Source organism: Neoroseomonas rubea, assembly GCF_016106015.1.
GTDB lineage: Bacteria > Pseudomonadota > Alphaproteobacteria > Acetobacterales > Acetobacteraceae > Neoroseomonas > Neoroseomonas rubea.
In genome coordinates this window covers 1-17761 of sequence record NZ_JACADQ010000055.1, presented here as the reverse complement: position 1 = coordinate 17761, position 17761 = coordinate 1, and the positions used below count along the sequence as shown (strand labels likewise).

The 17761-nt window shown below is 70.8% G+C and carries 16 protein-coding genes, 1 tRNA gene and 1 pseudogene; 12 read left to right on the top strand and 6 right to left on the bottom strand.

The window, feature by feature from the left end:
- The first annotated feature begins 237 nt into the window (after window positions 1-237).
- The 7 genes and pseudogenes from rpmF (at window position 238) to HW577_RS08405 (ending at window position 5256) form a co-directional block, all read left to right on the top strand.
- Complete coding sequence (gene rpmF, locus HW577_RS08435) at window positions 238-438, top strand: 50S ribosomal protein L32 (protein WP_198375697.1); 201 nt, start codon at window positions 238-240, stop codon at window positions 436-438.
- A 37-nt stretch (window positions 439-475) separates the two neighbouring features.
- Window positions 476-1528, top strand: a complete 1053-nt coding sequence (plsX, locus tag HW577_RS08430) for a phosphate acyltransferase PlsX (protein ID WP_198375696.1) — start codon at window positions 476-478, stop codon at window positions 1526-1528.
- 14 nt (window positions 1529-1542) lie between these two features.
- The gene (locus HW577_RS08425; protein ID WP_269769520.1) at window positions 1543-2523 is read left to right on the top strand and encodes a beta-ketoacyl-ACP synthase III; all 981 of its coding nucleotides are present in this window, start codon (window positions 1543-1545) and stop codon (window positions 2521-2523) included.
- A gap of 73 nt (window positions 2524-2596) precedes the next feature.
- Entirely contained in the window at window positions 2597-2902 is a 306-nt protein-coding gene (locus HW577_RS08420) for an integration host factor subunit alpha (RefSeq protein ID WP_198375700.1), read from the top strand.
- Window positions 2899-3258, top strand: a pseudogene (locus HW577_RS08415) (MerR family transcriptional regulator); the annotation flags it as partial. The gene HW577_RS08420 and the pseudogene HW577_RS08415, both read left to right, overlap by 4 nt.
- Before the next feature lie 114 nt (window positions 3259-3372).
- Window positions 3373-3449: transfer RNA gene (locus HW577_RS08410), tRNA-Pro, on the top strand.
- Between the two features lie 328 nt (window positions 3450-3777).
- Window positions 3778-5256 carry a calcium-binding protein gene (locus HW577_RS08405; RefSeq protein WP_198375694.1) on the top strand — a complete coding sequence of 493 codons (1479 nt, stop codon included), beginning with the start codon at window positions 3778-3780 and terminating at the stop codon, window positions 5254-5256.
- A gap of 21 nt (window positions 5257-5277) precedes the next feature.
- Here HW577_RS08405 and HW577_RS08400 read toward each other — a convergent pair whose 3' ends face one another.
- The 4 genes from HW577_RS08400 to HW577_RS08385 all read right to left on the bottom strand — a co-directional run bounded on the left by HW577_RS08400 (window position 5278) and on the right by HW577_RS08385 (window position 11508).
- The gene (locus tag HW577_RS08400) at window positions 5278-6864 is read right to left on the bottom strand and encodes an ABC transporter substrate-binding protein (RefSeq protein WP_198375693.1); all 1587 of its coding nucleotides are present in this window, start codon (window positions 6862-6864) and stop codon (window positions 5278-5280) included.
- A 65-nt stretch (window positions 6865-6929) separates the two neighbouring features.
- The gene (locus HW577_RS08395; protein WP_198375692.1) at window positions 6930-7871 is read right to left on the bottom strand and encodes a dimethyl sulfoxide reductase anchor subunit family protein; all 942 of its coding nucleotides are present in this window, start codon (window positions 7869-7871) and stop codon (window positions 6930-6932) included.
- Window positions 7868-8611, bottom strand: a complete 744-nt coding sequence (locus tag HW577_RS08390) for a 4Fe-4S dicluster domain-containing protein (protein WP_332837554.1) — start codon at window positions 8609-8611, stop codon at window positions 7868-7870. The genes HW577_RS08395 and HW577_RS08390 overlap by 4 nt, the downstream gene beginning before the upstream one ends.
- On the bottom strand, window positions 8608-11508 hold the full coding sequence (locus HW577_RS08385; RefSeq protein ID WP_232474776.1) for a molybdopterin oxidoreductase family protein: 2901 nt from the start codon (window positions 11506-11508) through the stop codon (window positions 8608-8610). The genes HW577_RS08390 and HW577_RS08385 overlap by 4 nt, the downstream gene beginning before the upstream one ends.
- A gap of 66 nt (window positions 11509-11574) precedes the next feature.
- Between HW577_RS08385 and HW577_RS08380 the strand changes: the two genes are divergently transcribed.
- A complete protein-coding gene (locus HW577_RS08380) occupies window positions 11575-12195 on the top strand; it encodes an SOUL family heme-binding protein (protein ID WP_198375690.1) in 621 nt (206 codons plus the stop codon).
- Here the strand turns inward: HW577_RS08380 and HW577_RS08375 are convergent.
- Together HW577_RS08375 and HW577_RS08370 are read right to left on the bottom strand one after the other, a co-directional pair.
- Window positions 12192-13751 carry an ABC transporter substrate-binding protein gene (locus HW577_RS08375; RefSeq protein WP_198375689.1) on the bottom strand — a complete coding sequence of 520 codons (1560 nt, stop codon included), beginning with the start codon at window positions 13749-13751 and terminating at the stop codon, window positions 12192-12194. The genes HW577_RS08380 and HW577_RS08375 overlap by 4 nt on opposite strands.
- Window positions 13748-14509 carry a phosphoribosyltransferase gene (locus HW577_RS08370; RefSeq protein ID WP_408639525.1) on the bottom strand — a complete coding sequence of 254 codons (762 nt, stop codon included), beginning with the start codon at window positions 14507-14509 and terminating at the stop codon, window positions 13748-13750. Before HW577_RS08370 ends, HW577_RS08375 begins: the two co-directional genes overlap by 4 nt.
- On the opposite strand from HW577_RS08370, the gene HW577_RS08365 reads away from it, so the two are divergent.
- The 4 genes from HW577_RS08365 (at window position 14508) to HW577_RS08350 (ending at window position 17611) form a co-directional block, all read left to right on the top strand.
- Window positions 14508-15692 carry an amidohydrolase gene (locus HW577_RS08365; RefSeq protein ID WP_232474775.1) on the top strand — a complete coding sequence of 395 codons (1185 nt, stop codon included), beginning with the start codon at window positions 14508-14510 and terminating at the stop codon, window positions 15690-15692. The genes HW577_RS08370 and HW577_RS08365 overlap by 2 nt on opposite strands.
- Window positions 15689-16609, top strand: a complete 921-nt coding sequence (locus HW577_RS08360; protein WP_198375687.1) for a nucleoside hydrolase — start codon at window positions 15689-15691, stop codon at window positions 16607-16609. The genes HW577_RS08365 and HW577_RS08360 overlap by 4 nt, the downstream gene beginning before the upstream one ends.
- Before the next feature lie 192 nt (window positions 16610-16801).
- A complete protein-coding gene (locus tag HW577_RS08355) occupies window positions 16802-16987 on the top strand; it encodes a Flp family type IVb pilin (RefSeq protein WP_198375686.1) in 186 nt (61 codons plus the stop codon).
- A gap of 90 nt (window positions 16988-17077) precedes the next feature.
- Window positions 17078-17611: an A24 family peptidase gene (locus HW577_RS08350; protein WP_198375685.1), complete on the top strand. Its 534-nt coding sequence runs from the start codon at window positions 17078-17080 to the stop codon at window positions 17609-17611.
- Window positions 17612-17761 lie beyond the last annotated feature (150 nt).

Sequence of the window (17761 nt, the reverse complement as noted above, 5' to 3'; positions counted from 1 at the left end):
TCCGCTCTTCCGATCTCGCCGAACTGCCCGTGGCCGGGGAGGGCGGGGCGACGCCCAGCGGCCCCTTCGCGGCGCTCGCCGCGCTGCGCGGCCAGGCGAAGGGATCCTGACGTCCCCGCGCGCGACCCGGGCCCGGCGCCCGGCGGGCACAACCGGTCCCTTGCGCCCCGCGGGGGTGGGTGCTAATGCCCGCCGCTCCCGCTATCCTTGACGTATTGATGAAAGAGGCTCGGCGCCATGGCCGTTCCGAAGAAGAAGGTTTCGCCCTCCCGCCGCGGCATGCGCCGTAGCCATGAGGCGCTGAGCGCCCCCTCCTATCAGGAGTGCTCGAACTGCGGCGAACTGAAGCGTCCGCACCATGTCTGCTCCCACTGCGGCCACTATGACGGCCGCGAAGTGGTGGCGGCGGAGCGCGTGGGCCAGACGATCCGCGGCTGACCGCGGTGACGACGACCCCGCGCCCGGAACGCTGACGATGGCGCAGCAGGGGCCTGCTTTCTCGCTCGCGATCGATGCCATGGGCGGCGACGCGGCGCCGGAGGTGGTGCTCGACGGGCTGGAACTGGCGGCCGAGCGGCATCCCGATGCGCGCTTCCTGTTGGTGGGTGACGAGGCGCTGGTTGCCGGCGGCCTCGCCCGCCGGAAGCGGGCCGCGCGCGCCTGCAGCCTGCGCCACGCACCCGACCGCATTTCCGGCGACATGAAGCCGACCGCCGCGCTGCGCGTGCGCGGGTCATCGATGCGCGTCGCCATCGACGCGGTGGCGGCGGGCGAGGCCGCGGGCGTGGTCTCGGCCGGCAATACCGGCGCGCTGATGGCGCTCGCCAAGATCGTCATCAAGACGATGCCCGAAATCGACCGGCCGGCGCTCGCCGCGATCGGCCCTTCCGCGCGCGGCGACGTGGTGCTGCTCGACCTCGGCGCCAACGTGCAATGCGACGCGCGGAACCTCGTCGAGTTCGCGGTGATGGGCGACGCCTTCGCGCGCGCCGTGCTCGGCCTGACCAATCCGACGATCGGCCTGCTGAACGTGGGCTCGGAGGAGTTGAAGGGCGACGACCGCGTCCGCCACGCCGCCGAGACGCTGCGCGATTCGCATATCGGCCAGAACTTCCGCGGCTTCGTGGAAGGCCACGACATCACCGCCGGGACGACCGACGTGATCGTGACCGACGGCTTCACGGGGAATGTCGCGCTCAAGACCGGCGAAGGCGCGCTCAAGCTCATGCGCGACCTGCTGCGGCAGGTCTTCACGAGCAGCGTGCCCGCGCGCCTGGGCTACCTGCTTGCGCGCCCGGCGCTCGACCGGCTGCGCGAATGGATGGATCCGCGCCGCTACAACGGCGCGATCCTGATCGGCCTCAATGGCGTCGTCGTGAAGTCCCATGGCGGGACGGATGCGCTTGGCTTCGCGCACGCGGTCGATGTCGCCATGGACATGGTGACGCACGGCTTCAACGAGCGTATCCGTGAAGGCCTGACCCGCCTGTCCACCTCCGGCCCGCGGGTGCCGGCCGAGCCCCGCTGAAGGCAAGCCTGCCCATGGTCCTGCGCGCGACGATTGCCGGCTGCGGCGGCTATCTGCCGGAAACCCGGCTTTCGAACGACGAACTCGCCGCGCTGCATGGGCTCGAGACCTCCGACGCCTGGATCCGCGAGCGCACGGGCATCGGCTTCCGCCACGTGGCGGCACCCGACCAGACGGCCTCCGACCTCGGCGCGGCCGCGGCGCGCGATGCGCTGGCACGCGCTGGCGTGGCGGCCGAGGAGGTGGACGCGATCCTCGTCGCGACCTCGACCCCCGACTCGGCCTTCCCCGCGACCGCGGTGCGCATCCAGGCCAAGCTCGGCGTGACGAAGGGCTTCGCCTTCGACATGGCGGCGGCCTGCACCGGATTCGTCTACGCGCTCGGCGTGGCGGACAGCCTGATCCGCGCCGGCCAGGCGCGCTGCGTGCTGGTGATCGGCACGGAAGTCTATTCGCGCATCCTCGACTGGACCGACCGCGGCACCTGCGTGCTGTTCGGGGACGGCGCCGGCGCGGTGCTGCTGCGCGCGGAGGAGAATGGCGGCACGCGGGAGGATCGCGGCATCCTCTCCTGCCACCTGCATGCCGATGGTCGCTTCGGCGACATCCTGCATGTCGAGGGCGGCGCGGGGTCGACCGGCGGGGCCGGCCTGCTCCGCATGGCCGGCAAGGAAGTGTTCCGCCACGCGGTCACCAAGCTGGCGTCCGTTGTGGATGAGGCACTGGTCGCCAACGGCATGACGCATGGCGATGTGCGCTGGCTGGTGCCGCACCAGGCGAACCTCCGCATCATCGAGGCGATGGGACGAAAGCTGCATCTGCCGGCCGAGCGCGTCGTCGTCACGGTGGACCGGCACGCCAACACCTCGGCAGCCTCGATCCCGCTCGCGTTGGCGGAAGCCTGCGGGGATGGGCGCATCCGGCCGGGCGATCTCGTCGTCATGGAAGCGATCGGCGGCGGCCTGACCTGGGGCGCGGCGCTGGCCCGCTTCTGACAAGCGCGGTTGACGCAGCCCCCGGCGCGCGGGTTTCATAGCGTTCATAACGGGTTGCGAGACCATGCAAGGGATGAACACGGTGACGCGCGCGCAGCTCGCGGAAGCGATCTACGCCAATGTCGGCCTTTCGCGGAATGAGAGCGCGGCGCTGCTCGAGACCGTGCTGGAGCGCATCTCCGCCGCGCTCGAGGCCGGGGAACCCGTGAAGATCTCGGCCTTCGGCACCTTCCTCGTACGGCAGAAGGGCCAGCGCGTCGGGCGCAACCCCAAGACCGGCGTCGAGGTTCCGATCCTGCCGAGAAAGGTGTTGAGCTTCCGTCCCTCCCAGGTCCTTAAGGCGCGGATCAACAACGAACCCGTAGGGGCCGAGGAATGAGCGACGAGGTCTCCGACGCCGAGGCGCGCGGCAAGCCGCGCAAGGCGCCGACGGCGTTCCGCACCATCAGCGAGGTCGCGGACGACCTGCACATCCCGCAGCACGTCCTGCGCTTCTGGGAGACGAAGTTCCCGCAGCTCAAGCCGCTCAAGCGCGGTGGCGGGCGGCGCTACTACCGCCCCGAGGACATCGCGCTGCTGCGCCGCATCTCCGACCTGCTCTACACCCAGGGCTACACGATCAAGGGCGTGCAACGGCTGCTGCGCGACGGCACGGATGAGGGGCCGCAGGCCGCGGTGACGGGGGAATTGCCGCTGGGCGATCCGCCGCCGGCGGCGGAGGAGCAGGAAACCGCCGCGCTGCGGGAGGCGCTGGCAGAGCTTGAGTCCATTGCGCGGGAGTTGCGTGCGCTCGCTGCCTGAGAGGGGGTGGCAAGCACGCGCGCCGGATGCTAAACGGCGCGCCTCGGTCGGGCAGTAGCGCAGCCTGGTAGCGCATCAGTCTGGGGGACTGGGGGTCGTGGGTTCGAATCCCGCCTGCCCGACCATCTTCCCCCGCCTCCCATCATGGCAGTCGCGAAATCTCGGTCGTCACCACCATGGCTGACGCCGATCATGTTGCCCGCCGCCCGTCGCGACCTTGTCCCGCCATTCGCCGCACCGATGGCGCATTGGGCCAGTGGGCCCTCATCACGGGGACAAAGGGGGCTGACGCCCAATGCTGGGTGGGTTGCGCCCGCCTTCACCACTCCGGCCGCGTGAAAAGCGACTGAATTCTCAAGGGTTTGTTCACGTTCCTTTGAATGGCACGCCGAGTGCAGTCATCGCTCCGCGCCACGCCGCCCGGCGTCGGCAAAACTGCGAGGAGCGCCTCCGATGGCGAATGACACCTACCGCTTCATCCTGTCCGCGGGCCGCGTGACCAGCGTATTGGAGTTGCACAACGGCGCGTGGCGCCAGAAGTCGATCGACGGCGGCGACAGCTTTGTCATCGAGGCGAACCGCATCATCTGGACGGAACTCTACCCGACCCATCGGGAAGTGAAGGTCTTCTCGCGCGTATCCGGCGATACCTACACCGAGACCGCTGAGTTCTATCTGCGGCCGGACGGCACGCCCTTCATGCCTGGCGCCCAGTTCGGCGACGACAGCGACAACCGCATCAGCGGCGACGACCGCAACAACACGGTTTTCGGCGGCGGTGGTTCGGATGACGTCGGCGGCGGGAACGGCAACGACTTCCTGTATGGCGGGGTCGGCGAGGACACGATCCGCGGCGGCCAAGGCGCCGATGACGGGACGGGCGGCGACGGCAACGATCACATGTTCGGCGAGGATGGCGATGACCGCATGCGCGGTGGCCATGGCCGCGACGACATTGCCGGCGGGCTCGGCGACGACCGGCTGCTTGGCGAATATGACGACGACCGGCTGAGCGGCGGCAGCGGCCGCGACGACATGTACGGCGGCTGGGGCAATGACAGCCTCTCCGGCGACGATGGCGACGACAAGCTGCATGGCGGCCTCGGCAACGACACGCTCGCGGGAGGGGTCGGCGACGACGATCTCGACGGCTTCGAGGGCGATGACCGCCTCCACGGCGATGCGGGGCGCGACAGGCTGCGCGGCGGCAATGGCCGCGACCTCCTCGAAGGCGGCGCGGATGACGACCGCCTCGAAGGTGAGGCTGGCGACGACACGCTCGCGGGCGGCGACGGCGCGGATGACCTGCGCGGCGGCTGGGGCAACGATGCGCTGGCCGGCGACGCGGGCGACGACAAGCTCCATGGCGGCATCGGTGACGACACGCTCGCGGGCGGCCTCGGCAATGACGAGATCGATGGCTACTGGGGCCACGACCTCATGTACGGGGATGCCGGCAGCGACCGCCTGCGCGGCGACTACGGCCGCGACACGCTCGATGGCGGGGACGGCAATGACACGGTCCAGGGCCAGGCCGGCAACGACTCGGTGGCCGGCGGCGCGGGCGACGACTTCGTGCATGGCGGCATCGACGTCGATGTGCTCGCGGGCGGGACCGGTGCCGATCGATTCTTCTTCTCGAGCCATGGCGCGGCGCATGCCGACACCGTCACCGACTTCAGCGCCGCAGACGACCAGCTGGTCCTGTGGGGCATGGCGTTCGGCGGCCTTGCCGCCGGCGCGCTCGCGGCGAACCGCTTCGAGTCGAATGACAGCGGCGCGGCGAGCGCCGCGGCAACGCGCTTCGTCTACGAGACCGACACTGGCTCGGTCTGGTACGATGCGGATGGGAACGGTGCAGGCGGGCGTTCGCTCGTCGCGCAATTGACGAACCTTGCGGGCGTCACCGCGAGCGACTTTTCCATCATCTGATCGCGAAGGGCGCGGGGCCGGTCAGCCCCGCGCCACCGCCTGCGGCAGGAACGCCCCGTTGTAGTACGGGGTCACCGACAACGGCTTGCGCGCCGCGTACACATAGGCCGGGTGGTAGACCATGTGGATGATCGCCTCCTCCCCGATCGCGATGTCGGCGGCCTGGGCGAACAGCGCGTTGCGCTTCGACTCGTCCATTTCGACCAGCGCCTGGGCCACCAACGCATCGGCCCGCGGGCTCGAATGCCGCGTCCGGTTGGCGGTGCCGAGGCCCTGATCCCGGTTGAAGGTGTGGACCAGCGCGCGATAGGCGTAGGAAACATTGTCCGCGCCGTACTGCGCCGCCATCACGCTGAAGGTCTGCCGCGCGGCGGCCGGGAAATAGGCCGCGTTTGGCATGGTCTGCACTTCCGTCCGCACGCCGATGCGGGTCCAGAACTGTGCAATGGCCTGGGCCACCTTCTCGTCGTTCGGATAACGGTCGTTGGTCGCGTGGATGGTGATCTGGAAGCCGTTCGGATAGCCGGCTTCGGCCAGCAACCGACGCGCGCGCTCCACATCCTGCGCCACGACGCGCAGGTTCGTGGATGTGCCGGGCGTGCCTTCCGGCAGCAGGTTGGAGGCGACGCTCGCCGCGCCCTCCATCACGCGCTCGACGATGGCCTGGCGGTTCAGCGCGAGGGAGAGCGCCTGGCGCACGCGGGCATCCTTGAGCGGGTTGCGCGTCATGGGCTGGCCCGCCGCGTCGCGCACGAAGGGCGAGACGTCCCGGTCCATGTCCATGGCGATGTACATCACGCGCATGCCGGGGATCTGCGTGACGTTGATGTTCGCGTCGCGCCGGAGGCGGGCGATATCCGCGACCGAGACCTCGTCGATCGCCTGCACGTCGCCGGCGAGCAGTGCCGCCATGCGGCTGGCGTCGGACGAGATGACCTTGAAGTTCACCGTCTCGAAGTCCGGCGCGGCGCCGAACCAATGCGGGTTGCGGCGCATCTCGACGAATTCGCCGAAGCGATGGTCCACCAGCGTGTAGGGGCCGGAGAAGACGCGCACATTCCTCGCGTTGAAGTCGGCGGTACGCAGTTCCGGGCCGAGCGATTTCGAGAGGATCGCGACCTCTGTCATGTCCTCGACCATGAAGGGGTAGGGCTGGGCGGTGTGCAGCAGGATGGTTCGCGCATCCTTCACCTCGGTCCGCGTGATGGCGCGGACGAAGATGTGATAGGCGCCGGCCGAGCCCGTGATCGTCGGCACGCGGGCAATGGAATAGGCGGCGTCCTCCGCCGTGATGGGGGTGCCATCGCTGAACTTCGCATCGGCGCGCAGGGTGAATTCCCACGCCGTGCCGTCATTCACCGGGCGCCAGCGCTCGGCGATGCCGGGCTCCGGCTTGCCGTCCGCGCTCATGCCGACGAAGCGGGCATGCAGGGCGCGGAGCAGGTTCTGCTCGCCCGACAGGCGGAAATGCGGGTCCATCGATGTCGGGCTGAGCTTCAGCCCAGCGCGAAGCGTGCCCGCCGCCTGCGCCTGCGCGCCGCGCGGCAGGCCCGCCACAGCGAGGAAGCCACCCGCGGCGGCCGCCTTCAGGAATTCGGAGCGCTTCATGGCCGGATCCTCCCGTTGATCCCGGGCGCGATCCTTGGCCATGGCGCCCGGCGGCGCAAGCGCGCTCAGCGCGGCTCGCCAACCCCATAGTAGAGCGCGACCGTGTGCGTCGCCTCGGCAAACATGAGCCAGCGTTCCGCGAGCAACCCGACCAGCGCCAGCAGCGCCGCCGCCAGCGCGAGGATGCCCGCCGGCACACCGCCCATGGGCAGGGCAAGAGCGAGCAGCACCGCCGGTGCGGCGAAGCCCACGAGGCTCGCGATCCGGCGCAGCCGCGCCGCATGGACGCGCCCGATGCGGAAGGCCATCTCCCGCAGCAGGTAGTTGGTCTCGGTATGCGGCGGATCGAGCGGCCGCACCTTGCCGATGAAGCCGAGGCCCGTGGCACTTTCCATCGTCGCGACCGGCGGCGCGGCGTCGATGCTGGCCCAATAGACGCGCTTGAAGACGAAGGACCCGGCGCCGAGAAGTGCCGCGATCGCCGCCGGCACCGCCGCCGCCCCCCAGAAGGCCGCCAGCATCGCCAGCAGCACGGCGCCCGAAAAGGCGCCGAACAGCAGGTAGCCCGGCGTCGTCAGTGGGTTGTGCCATTGCCGGATCGGCTTGAGGGAGGCGTAGATCATGCCGGTGCAATAGACAGTCGCCGCGGCACCGGCCGCGGCGAGCAGCCCGGTCCACCAGGCGAGCCATTCCTTGCCGCCGATCACCGCGATGAAGAACAGCCCCGCCGGCGCGAAGGTCACGACCGCCGCCACGCCTTCGCGCGACAGCCACGATGACCGCCACTGGCTGAGCGCCCGCCAGGCGCGTTCTGGCCGGCCGAGATGCGCTGTGGATGAGAGCAGCCCCAGCATGATGAGCACCAGCGCGAGGCCCACCGCGCCTGCGCCGAAGGCTGCTCCGCCCGGCACAAGGCCCAGCGGCCGCAGCAGCCCCATCCAGAAGAGCAGCCCGTAGCCCGCCCCGGAGGCGACGGTGAAGAAGACGATCGACGGCGCGGGATTCATCGCGACAGCACCTTGTCCACCCAGCGCAGCAGCGGGTTCGTGATGCGGGACGGCAGGGGCCCGGCCTCCTTCGGCGGCCCCGCATCGGCCTTCGGCGCACGGCGCGGCGGCAGATAGCGGTTCACGGGCTTGTAGCCGAGCTCGGGCATCAGCTCGACGCCGCCGCGTTCGGCCACCAGCTTCGAGACCGCGCTCTCGGGATCGCCGAGGTCGCCGAAATGCCGCGCATGGGCCGGGCAGGTCGACACGCAGGCGGGCACGCGCTGCGGCTCGGGGATCGTCTCGTTGTAGATGCGGTCCACGCAGAGCGTGCACTTCTTCATCACGCCCGCATCGTCGTCGAATTCCCGCGCGCCGTAGGGGCAGGCCCAGGCGCAGAGCTGGCAGCCGATGCAGATGTCGGTGTTGACCAGCACGATGCCGTCCTCGGCCCGCTTGTACGAAGCGCCGGTGGGGCAGACGGTGACGCAGGCCGGCGTCTCGCAATGCAGGCAGGAGCGGGGGAAGTGGACCGTGCGGCCTTCCTCGCCCTCGCCGGCTTCATAGGCATGGACGCGGTTGAACCAGACGCCCTCCTGGCCCGCGGAATAGGCGTTGCGGTCGGGCAGCGGCGCCATGTGGCCGCTGGTGTTCCATTCCTTGCAGTTGGTCGCGCAGGCATGGCAGCCGACGCAGGTGTCGAGGTCGATGACGAGGCCGAGCTTCTTCGCACCGGGCGCCGGCGTTGGCAGGGACGTCACGGGCGGTCTCCCCCGGCGTTGTAGCGCAGGATGTCCGGCGTCTGAGGCATGTTCGGCGGCGTCTCCAGCAGCGTCGGCAGCGGGTCGGTGATGCCGTCCTCGCCCGGGGCGCATTTCGTCACCTTCACGCGCAGATCGTACCAGGCGGCCTGGCCCGTCACGGGATCGGCGTTCGCGAGGCGCGGCCCGGTCTGCGCCGGCAGCCATTCGCTGATGACGTGGTTGAGCAGGAAGCCGCGCTGCGCTTCGGCGGCGCTGGGCGAGAGCATCCATGCGCCGGCGCGCTTGCCGATGGCGTTCCAGGTCCAGACGGTGTCGCGGTTGACGCCTTCCATCAGGGACAGCTGCGCCTTCACGCGCCCGTTGCGGCTTTCCACCCAGACCCAGTCATCCTGCGCGAGGCCTTCGGCCTCGGCGCGCGCGCGCGACATGTACAGCTTGTTCGAACCGTGGATCTGCCGCAGCCACGCGTTCATCGATCCCCAGGAATGGTACATCGCCATCGGCCGCTGCGTGACGGCCGAGAGCGGGTAGGGATCCGTGTCGTGCTGCTGCTGCTCGAGCGGCGCGTACCAGAAGGGCAGCGGGTCGCAGTATGTGCGCACACGCTCGCGCAGCGCCTCGGGCGGCTGCTTCGCGCCATGGCCTTCCGCGGCCAGGCGGAACTTCTGCAAGGGCTCCGACCAGATCTGCAGCACGATCTGGTTCGAATTGCCCATCATCCCCATCGCCTTGGCGTTCGCCAGGTAGGTGGCGTTGGCGTGCTTGAAGTAGGATTCCTCCGGCGCGAGGTTGTGACGCCAGAAGCAGCCATTCTCGATGTAGCGCTGCAACTGGTCCTTGTTGGGCTCGCCCACGCCCTTCTTCGACCCATCCTCGCCCCGCCAGCCGGCGAGCGGCCCCACGCCCGGCATGCGCTGGTGGTTCACGATGTAGTCCGGATAGTCCTTGAACTTCGGCGAGCCGTCCTCCTTCACGAAGGCCGGCAGGCCGAGCCGCGCCCCCAGTTCGATCAGCACCTCCTGGAAGGGGCGGACGTCGCGGTCCGGCTTGATGACGGGCTGGCGGATCGCATCGCCGGGGCCGTGCGAGGAGCCGATCGGGCGGTCGAGGATGCTGATCGCATCCCAGCGCTCCAGGTAGGTGGTGTCCGGCAGGATCAGGTCGGCATAGGGGACCGTCTCGCTGAAATAGGCGTCCGAATAGATGACGTGCGGGATGACGTACTCGCCGTCCTCATCCTGCGCCGTCAGGCAGCGGATCGTCTCCAGCGGGTTCATGGCGCTGTTCCAGGCCATGTTCGCCATGAACATGAACAGCGTGTCGATCTTGTAGGGATCGCCCTTCTCGGCATTGCCGATGACGGTGTGCATCATCCCGTGCAGGCCGAGCGGCGCTTCCCAGGAGAAGGCGTGGTCGATGCGGATCGGCGTGCCGTCATCCTCGACCAGCAGGTCGTCCGGGCCGGAGGGGAAGGACAGGATGTTGCCCGCGAGCGGCGTGTTCGGCTTCGCCCCGCGCCCCGCCGGGCCGAGCCCGGGCGGGATGGGCCGCGGGAAGGGCGACTTGTAGCGCCATGAGCCCGGCGTATCGACCGCACCCAGCAGCATCTGCAGGATGTGCAGAGCCCGGCAGGTGTGCAGCCCGTTGGAATGCGCGCTGATGCCGCGCATGGCATGGAAGGCGACGGGGCGCCCTACCATCGTCTCATGCGTGCGGCCCCAGACATCCGTCCACGGGATGTCGAGCGTCAGCGGCTGGTTGAATGCGATGTCCGCGACCTCGGCAGCGAGGCGGCGGATGCGCTCCGCGCCGATGCCGCAGCGCTCCGCCACCGCTTCCGGCGCGTAGTCCTCGCCCAGGTAGCGTTCGGCCATCAGTTGGAAGACCGGCTGTGCGCGGCGTCCATCGGGCAGCGTGAACTCGCCGACCAGCACGGCGCTCAGCGACACGTCATCGGCCGCGATCGCGCCGCGCGTGCGGTCCCAGGCGAGCGGCTTGCCATCGGCGTCCCGGGCGAAGAGCCCGTCATCGGCCCCGCCGGGATTGCGCACCACCAGCCAGGGCGCGTTGGTGTAGCGCACCAGGAATTCGCCATCGACGCGGTCGGTGCGGATCAGCTCGTGGATCAGCGCCATGATCAGCAGCCCGTCCGTCCCCGGCCGGATGCCGACCCATTCGTCGGCGACTGCCGAATAGCCGGTGCGCACGGGGTTCACGGACACGACCTTCGCGCCGCGGCCCTTCAGCGCGGCGAGGCCGGTCTTGATCGGGTTGGAATCATGGTCCTCGGCGACGCCGAAGATCATCAGGTACTTCGCGTGCTCCCAGTCCGGCTCGCCGAATTCCCAGAAGGACCCGCCGATGGTGTAGAGCCCGCCGGCGGCCATGTTGACCGAGCAGAAGCCGCCATGCGCCGCGAAGTTCGGCGTGCCGAACTGCGCCGCCCAGAAGCCAGTGAGCGACTGGGACTGGTCGCGCCCCGTGAAGAAGGCAAGGCGCCGCGGATCGGTCTGCCGCACATGCTTCAGCCAGCCGGTGGCGATCTCCATCGCCTCCTCCCAGCTGATCTCGGCGAATTCGCCCGACCCGCGCGGCCCGACGCGCTTTAGCGGCGCCTGCAGCCGGGCCGGGGAATACTGCGTCATGATCCCGGCGCTGCCCTTGCCACAGAGCACGCCCTTGTTCACGGGATGGTCGGGGTTGCCTTCGATGTAGCGGACGCGGCCATCCTTCAAGTGCACGCGGATGCCGCAGCGGCAGGCGCACATGTAGCAGGTGGTGGTCTTCACCTCGTCGCCGATCGGTGCCGAATAGGCGATCCTGTCGGTCGCGCCGCCGTCGTCCGGCATGTCCTGGTCGTCCCCTGCGCTGTCGCTTCCCCCGAAGTAGCGCATGGCCCTCGCCCTTCGCAAAGGGGGAGCGCGGCGCCATATGCGATACATGCCGGAGACCCCCGCCGCATGTCCCTTCGCCTCGCCGCGATCCTCTCCAGTGTCCTACTAGGGGCCTGCTCGGTCGTGGGCATCCGCTCCGGCACCGAGGAACCGGCCTTCACCGTGCTCGCACGGGAGGGTGAGGTGGAGATCCGCCGCTACGCCGCCCGCATCGCCGCCGAGACCGCGGTCGCGGGCGCGGAGGAGGAAGCGCGGCAGGAAGGCTTCCGCCGCCTCGCCGGCTACATCTTCGGGGGCAATGCCCGACGCGACCGCATCGCCATGACCGCCCCCGTGGCGCAGGTGCGTGGCGAGCGCATCGCCATGACGGCGCCCGTCGCCCAGTCCGGCGACGGCTCGCGCATCCGCTTCTTCATGCCCGCGCGCTTCACGATCGAGACCCTGCCGGTCCCGAACGATCCGCGCGTCACGCTGGTGACGGTGCCGGAGGAGACGGTCGCGGTGCTGCGCTTTGCCGGCCTGCCGCGCGCGGCCACGGTGGCGGAACGCCGCGCGGCCCTGCTCGCCGCGCTCGAGACGGGCGGCTGGCGGCCGGTGGGCGAGGTCGAGGCGTTCTTCTACGACCCGCCCTGGACCGTGCCGGCGCTGCGTCGCAACGAGGTCGTCGTCGCGGTCGCTCCGCGCTAGTCCGCCCGCCCGGCCGAGACGGCGAGCGTCATCTCGTCCGTCCGCGCCTGATAGGTCACGCCGCGCCGCATCGCCCAGGTGTTCACCTGGAAATAGAGCGGGATCAGGGCCGTCTCGTCCCGCAGCGCCCGGCGCGTCGCCTCCTGCGTCAATCTCTCGCGCTCCCGGTCGTCCATGCTGCGGCGCGCGCGCTGGATGATCGCGTCGATCTCCGGGTTGGAATACCGCCCGCGATTGGCCGTCCCCAGGCCGAGCGTCGTGTCCCAGGAGTGGATCTGCGTCTCCAGCATCCCCAGCACCTCCGGATTGGGCGAGAAGCCGGCAAGGTTGACGGAATAGCGGAGCTGCGCCGCCTCGGTCAGCCAGACGCCGCGCGGCTTGACCTCGACCGTCGCGGTCAGGCCGAGCCGTGTCCACATCTGCGCGATCGCCTGCACCACCTGCTCGTCATTCACGTAGCGGTCGTTCGGCCCGTTCACCTGCACGGCAAAGCCGCGGGGGAAGCCTGCCTCGGCCAGCAGGCGGCGCGCCCCGTCCAGGTCGAAGGCGGGTGGCGTCAGGTCGGGGGAGGTGCCGAAATAGCCCGCCGGGCCGAGGTCGCCGGCCGCCACCGCCTGGCCCTGCAGCGTGCGCGCGACGATCGCCTCCCGGTTGATGGCGATGGACAGCGCCCGGCGCACGCGCGCGTCGCGCAGCGGGTTCCGCAGCGGCGCGCCCTCCGGCACGCGGATATGCGGGCTCTCCTCCCGCCCCGAATCGAGGGTCAGGAAGATCAGGCGGTTGGACGGGATTTCCGCCGTCGCGAAGGCGGGATCGGTCCGCAGCCGCGCGAACTGGTCGGGCGGGACGATCTCGATCAGGTCCACATCGCCCGACCGCAGCGCGGCGACCCGCGCCCCGGCGTTCGGGATGGGGCGGAACTCGACCGTCGCATGCGCCGGCGCGGTGCCGGCGAAGGCCTCGCTCCGCGCGTAGCGCACCGGCTGGCCGGGTTGCCAGGATACCAGGCGATAGGGCCCGCTGCCGATCATCGCGCTGCCGTCGTTGAAGGCGGCGGTGGTCAGCCCCTCCCGCTTCGGCACGATCATCACCAGCGCCAGCTGGTTCAGCAGCAGCGGGAAGGGACCGTTGGTGCGCAGCCGGACGGTGCGTGGGCCCACGGCCTCCACCGCCGCGACCGGCCGCGTCGCGTAGCGGAAGGACGAAGGGCTGTTCGGCACGTCGCCCGCGCGCGCGATGGTGAAGGCGATGTCCTCGGCCGTGACGGGTCGCCCGTCGCTGAATCGGGCGTCGGGGTCGATCTCGAGCTCCCAGGTGGTCTCGTCCACCACGCGCCAGGACCGGGCGATGGCGGGGCGCAGCACCTGGCGATGGTCCTGCTCGACCAACGGCTGGAAGACGTGCCGGGCATAGGCGATGTTCGTGATGAGGCTCGCGAAATGCGGGTCGAGGCTGGTCGGCCCGGCCTCGACGCCGATGCGCAGGCTCGCGCGGTCCTGTGCGGCGGCGGGCAGGGCGATCAGCGCCGCGAGGGCGACGGGCAGCAGGCGCTTCATGCGGTGGTCTTCCCGTGCATCAGGGGGCAGAGGTCAATCGGCGCCGTGCCGGGCCGCGGCATCCAACCGCCCGGCACGCGGGTGAAGAGGGGCGTGGCGAAGGCCGCGCGCACAGGCATGTCGGCGGGCCAGTCGGCGCGCCAGCGATCGCCCTGCGCCATGGCCACCATCAGGGCCGCGGGGCGCAGGCCGGCCCGTTCCAGCAACGCCACGCCTGCGAGCGCCGAACTCCCGGTCGAGATCACATCGTCCACGAGCAGCGCCCGCCGCCCTGCCAGCCGCGGCAGCAGCCGCGGGTCGAGCCAGAGCCGCCGTTCCCCCGGCGCGGTGGAGGAGGAGGCGGCTACCGATAGCGCATCCTCGTACCACCGCTTGCGCGACCATCCCGGCGCGACCCAGTTCGCATGGCCGAGCGCCTCCGCGACCAGCGGCGCAAACACCTGCCCCAATGTCGGCAGCCCGACCACGACATCGGCGCCGAGGTCGCGCGCGGCATCGCCCATCCATCCGCCGATGCGCCGCGCGACCGCGATCGCCGCCTGGTTGGCGATGAAGCCCGCGACAGCGACGTCGCCATAGTCGCGCAGCGGCAGCACCAGGCGGGAACCGTCCGGCATGGGCGCGGGGTAATGGTCGGTGAAGGGGCCGTCCTCGGCGCCGGGCGCCGCGAAGCCCTGCCAGAACTCCATGGCGCGATCCGTGGCGGCGGGGGACGCAGCGTGGCATCTTCGCCGCAGCGCAGCAACGGAGCGCCCCATGCCCAGCCCCGAGGATCTCGCCCCACTCATCCCCGAGATGGAGGCCTGGCGCCGCGACTTCCACCGCCACCCCGAACTCGGCTTCGAGGAACGGCGCACGGCGGGCATCGTCGCCGGCCTGCTGCGCGGCTGGGGCATCGCGGTGACGGAAGGCATCGGCGTGACCGGCGTGGTCGGCAGCCTGACCGGCACGCGGGGGGCGGGCGGCAACCGCGCCGTCGCGCTGCGGGCGGACATGGATGCGCTCGCCATGCCGGAGGCGACCGGCCTGCCCTATGCCAGCGAAACGCCCGGGCAGATGCATGCCTGCGGGCATGACGGGCATACGGCGATGCTGCTCGGCGCGGCGCGCTGGCTTGCGGCGAACCGCGACCGCTTCGGCGGCACGGTGCATTTCGTGTTCCAGCCGGCCGAGGAATCGCGCGGGGGCGCCGCCCGCATGGTGGCGGACGGGCTGTTCGAACGCTTTCCGGTGGATGCCGTCTATGGCCTGCACAACCTGCCCGGCCTGCCGCTCGGCACCATCGCCGTGCCCAAGGGGCCGGTGCTGGCGGCCTCCGACACCTGGGAGGTGACCTTCCACGGCGCGGGCGTGCACGGGGCGCGGCCGCATCTGGGCACCGACGCGCCGCTGGCTGCCGCGCAGTTCATCGCGGCCCTGCCCATGCTTGTCGCGCGGGAGATCGACCCGCTGCAGGCCGCCGTGCTCAGCGTCGGCCACATCGCGGCCGGCGCGCGCGGCGCGCCGAACGTGATCCCCGCCGAGGTCTTTGTCTGCGGTACGGCGCGGTCCTTCAGCGAGGAGGTGCGCGGTCATCTGGAAGCGCGGATCACCGCCGTCGCGCACGGCATCGCAGCGACCTGCCGCGTGGCGGCGGAGCCGCGCTACATCCGCCGCATCTCGCCGACCATCAACCGCGCGGAACAGGCGGCGGTCGCGGTGCGCGCGGCGCGCGCCGCAGTCGGCGAAGCGCGCACCATGGACGATCATCCGCCGCTGACGCCCGGGGAGGATTTTTCCGAGTTCCTCGCGCAGCGGCCGGGGGCCTACGTCTTCCTCGGCACCGGCGACCCAGCGCATCCGGAAGGCGTGCACCACAACCCGCATTTCGACTTCAACGACGCGGCACTGCCGCATGGCGCGGCCTTCTGGTGCGGGCTGGTCGAGCAGGAACTGGCATGAGCGCGCGCATCTGCGTCATCGACACCGACCCGGGCACGGATGACGCGCTCGCGCTGTGGCTCGCGCTGGCGAGTCCCGAACTGGATGTCCGCCTCGTCACCGTCGCGGGCGGCAATGCGGGGCTGGACCGGACGCTGCCCAATGCGCGCGCCATTGTCGGGCTCAGCGGACGTGCCGTCCCCGTCGTGGCCGGCGCGGACCGGCCGCTGCTCGGCGCCTTCACCGCGGAGCCGCGCGTGCATGGGGCGGACGGGATCGGCGGCGTGGCGCTGCCCGAAGGCGCGCCGGCCGCGCCTGGAATCGCGGCCGATTCGATCCGCGCGGTGCTGCGCGCGGAGGAGCGCGTCACGCTCATCGGCATCGGTCCTGCGACGAACCTCGCCCTTGCGCTCGCGTCCGAACCCGCGCTCGCCGCACGCGTCGAGGAGATCGTGCTGATGACCGGCGCCTGGGCGGAGGGGAACATCACGCCCTCCGCCGAGTTCAACGCCTGGTCGGATCCCGAATCCCTCGCCGTGCTGCTCGGCTGCGGGCGGCCGGTGACGCTGGCGACGCTCGAGCTGACGGCGCAGGCGCTGGTGACGCCGGCGCGACTCGCGACGCTGGAGGCCGCCGGCGGCGGCGCCTGCCTGGCCGCGGCGCTCGCCATCCTGCAATCGGTGCCGGCCTCGCGGCGATTCGGGTTCAGGGGATTCCCGTTGCACGACCCCTGCGCGGTGGCGTGGCTGCTCGCGCCGCAGATCTTCGCCACGCGGCGCGTGCATGCCGCGGTCGAGACCCACGGGACGGCGCGCGGCCGCACCGTGATCGACCGGTGGGAGAGAAGCGGCCAGCCGTCGAACGCGCTGCTGCTCGATGCGCTCGACGCCGATGCCTTCTTCTCGCTGCTCGGTGACCGCCTCGTCGAACTGCCGTGATGAGATTGTCGAACGCCTTCACCGTTCTTTAAGTCCAGTCTCGTCAAATGTCGCTGAGGGACGGTTTCGGATACCTGGCGATGATCCATCGCCGCAGGCCATCCGACCGGGACTGCTCGATGGCTGGCAGGATGCCTGGCCTCCATTTCCCCGCGCGCCCGAAGGGGTGGCGCGCGTCTTCGGAGACAGACCATGGCAAAGATGATTTTCGCGCGCCTGTCCGCGCTCAAGGCCGATACGCGCGGCGTGACGGCGATGGAGTACGGGCTCATCGCGGCCTTCATCGCGGTGGCGATCATCGGCGGGCTGACGCTGCTCGGCGGCAACCTCGACGCGATGCTGAACGGCATCGCCGCGAAGTTCGTGGCGCCGACCTGATGCCGGCGGGGCGGCGAGGCACGGCTTCGCCGCCCCACGGCCAGGCTGCGCGGCAGCGGCCCTAAACACTTCCTTCACGTGGACCCCGGCATGGTGCATGCGATGGTCCCGTTCCCCGCCCCGACGATCCCCGACGCGATCGCCCTCGTGGCGGTTCCCGTGCTGGCGGCCGCCGCTTTCCGCGATGTCGCGGTCCGGCGAATCCCGAACGCGCTTGTCGTCGCCATCGCCGTGCTCGGCGTGTCGCGGCAGGCCGCGGCGGGCATGGGCATGCTGGCCCTGTCCTTCATCGTCGCTTCGGTGGTGCTGCTCGCGGCCGTCATGCTGTGGCGGCGCGGCGTCCTTGGCGGGGGCGACGTCAAGCTGCTGGCGGCGACGGCGGTGCTCGTGCCGCCTGCCGCCGTGCCGCACCTGCTGCTCGCCACCGCGATCGCCGGCGGGCTGCTCGCCGTCTCCCATCTTGTGCTGCGCCGTCGCCGCGGTCTGCCCGCGCCGATCCCGGCCGGCGCCATCGGCCGCGTCCTGCGTTGCGAAGCCTGGCGCATCGGCCGCGGGGCGCCGCTGCCCTACGGCGTCGCCATCGCCGCCGGCGCCTTCTTCGTCCTGATCCGCACCGGGGTCTGAACCATGGCCATCCGCCTCGTCCTGATCGTGGTGGTACTGGTCGGAGTCGCCGGCCTCGGTCTGCTCGGCGTCGTCGCGCTCGCGCCGCAGCCGCCGGCGCCCCAGGTGGCGCAGGCCGCGCCGCCGCAGCGCGCGAGCATGCTCGTCGCC

What these genes read in the sequence shown, in the direction of transcription:
- rpmF (WP_198375697.1), top strand. Translation starts at nt 238, where the DNA reads ATGGCCGTTCCGAAGAAGAAGGTTTCGCCCTCCCGCCGCGGCATGCGC.
- plsX (WP_198375696.1), top strand. Translation starts at nt 476, where the DNA reads ATGGCGCAGCAGGGGCCTGCTTTCTCGCTCGCGATCGATGCCATGGGC.
- HW577_RS08425 (WP_269769520.1), top strand. Translation starts at nt 1,543, where the DNA reads ATGGTCCTGCGCGCGACGATTGCCGGCTGCGGCGGCTATCTGCCGGAA.
- HW577_RS08420 (WP_198375700.1), top strand. Translation starts at nt 2,597, where the DNA reads ATGAACACGGTGACGCGCGCGCAGCTCGCGGAAGCGATCTACGCCAAT.
- HW577_RS08405 (WP_198375694.1), top strand. Translation starts at nt 3,778, where the DNA reads ATGGCGAATGACACCTACCGCTTCATCCTGTCCGCGGGCCGCGTGACC.
- HW577_RS08400 (WP_198375693.1), bottom strand. Translation starts at nt 6,864, where the DNA reads ATGAAGCGCTCCGAATTCCTGAAGGCGGCCGCCGCGGGTGGCTTCCTC.
- HW577_RS08395 (WP_198375692.1), bottom strand. Translation starts at nt 7,871, where the DNA reads ATGAATCCCGCGCCGTCGATCGTCTTCTTCACCGTCGCCTCCGGGGCG.
- HW577_RS08385 (WP_232474776.1), bottom strand. Translation starts at nt 11,508, where the DNA reads ATGCGCTACTTCGGGGGAAGCGACAGCGCAGGGGACGACCAGGACATG.
- HW577_RS08380 (WP_198375690.1), top strand. Translation starts at nt 11,575, where the DNA reads ATGTCCCTTCGCCTCGCCGCGATCCTCTCCAGTGTCCTACTAGGGGCC.
- HW577_RS08375 (WP_198375689.1), bottom strand. Translation starts at nt 13,751, where the DNA reads ATGAAGCGCCTGCTGCCCGTCGCCCTCGCGGCGCTGATCGCCCTGCCC.
- HW577_RS08365 (WP_232474775.1), top strand. Translation starts at nt 14,508, where the DNA reads ATGCCCAGCCCCGAGGATCTCGCCCCACTCATCCCCGAGATGGAGGCC.
- HW577_RS08370 (WP_408639525.1), bottom strand. Translation starts at nt 14,509, where the DNA reads ATGGGGCGCTCCGTTGCTGCGCTGCGGCGAAGATGCCACGCTGCGTCC.
- HW577_RS08360 (WP_198375687.1), top strand. Translation starts at nt 15,689, where the DNA reads ATGAGCGCGCGCATCTGCGTCATCGACACCGACCCGGGCACGGATGAC.
- HW577_RS08355 (WP_198375686.1), top strand. Translation starts at nt 16,802, where the DNA reads ATGGCAAAGATGATTTTCGCGCGCCTGTCCGCGCTCAAGGCCGATACG.
- HW577_RS08350 (WP_198375685.1), top strand. Translation starts at nt 17,078, where the DNA reads ATGGTGCATGCGATGGTCCCGTTCCCCGCCCCGACGATCCCCGACGCG.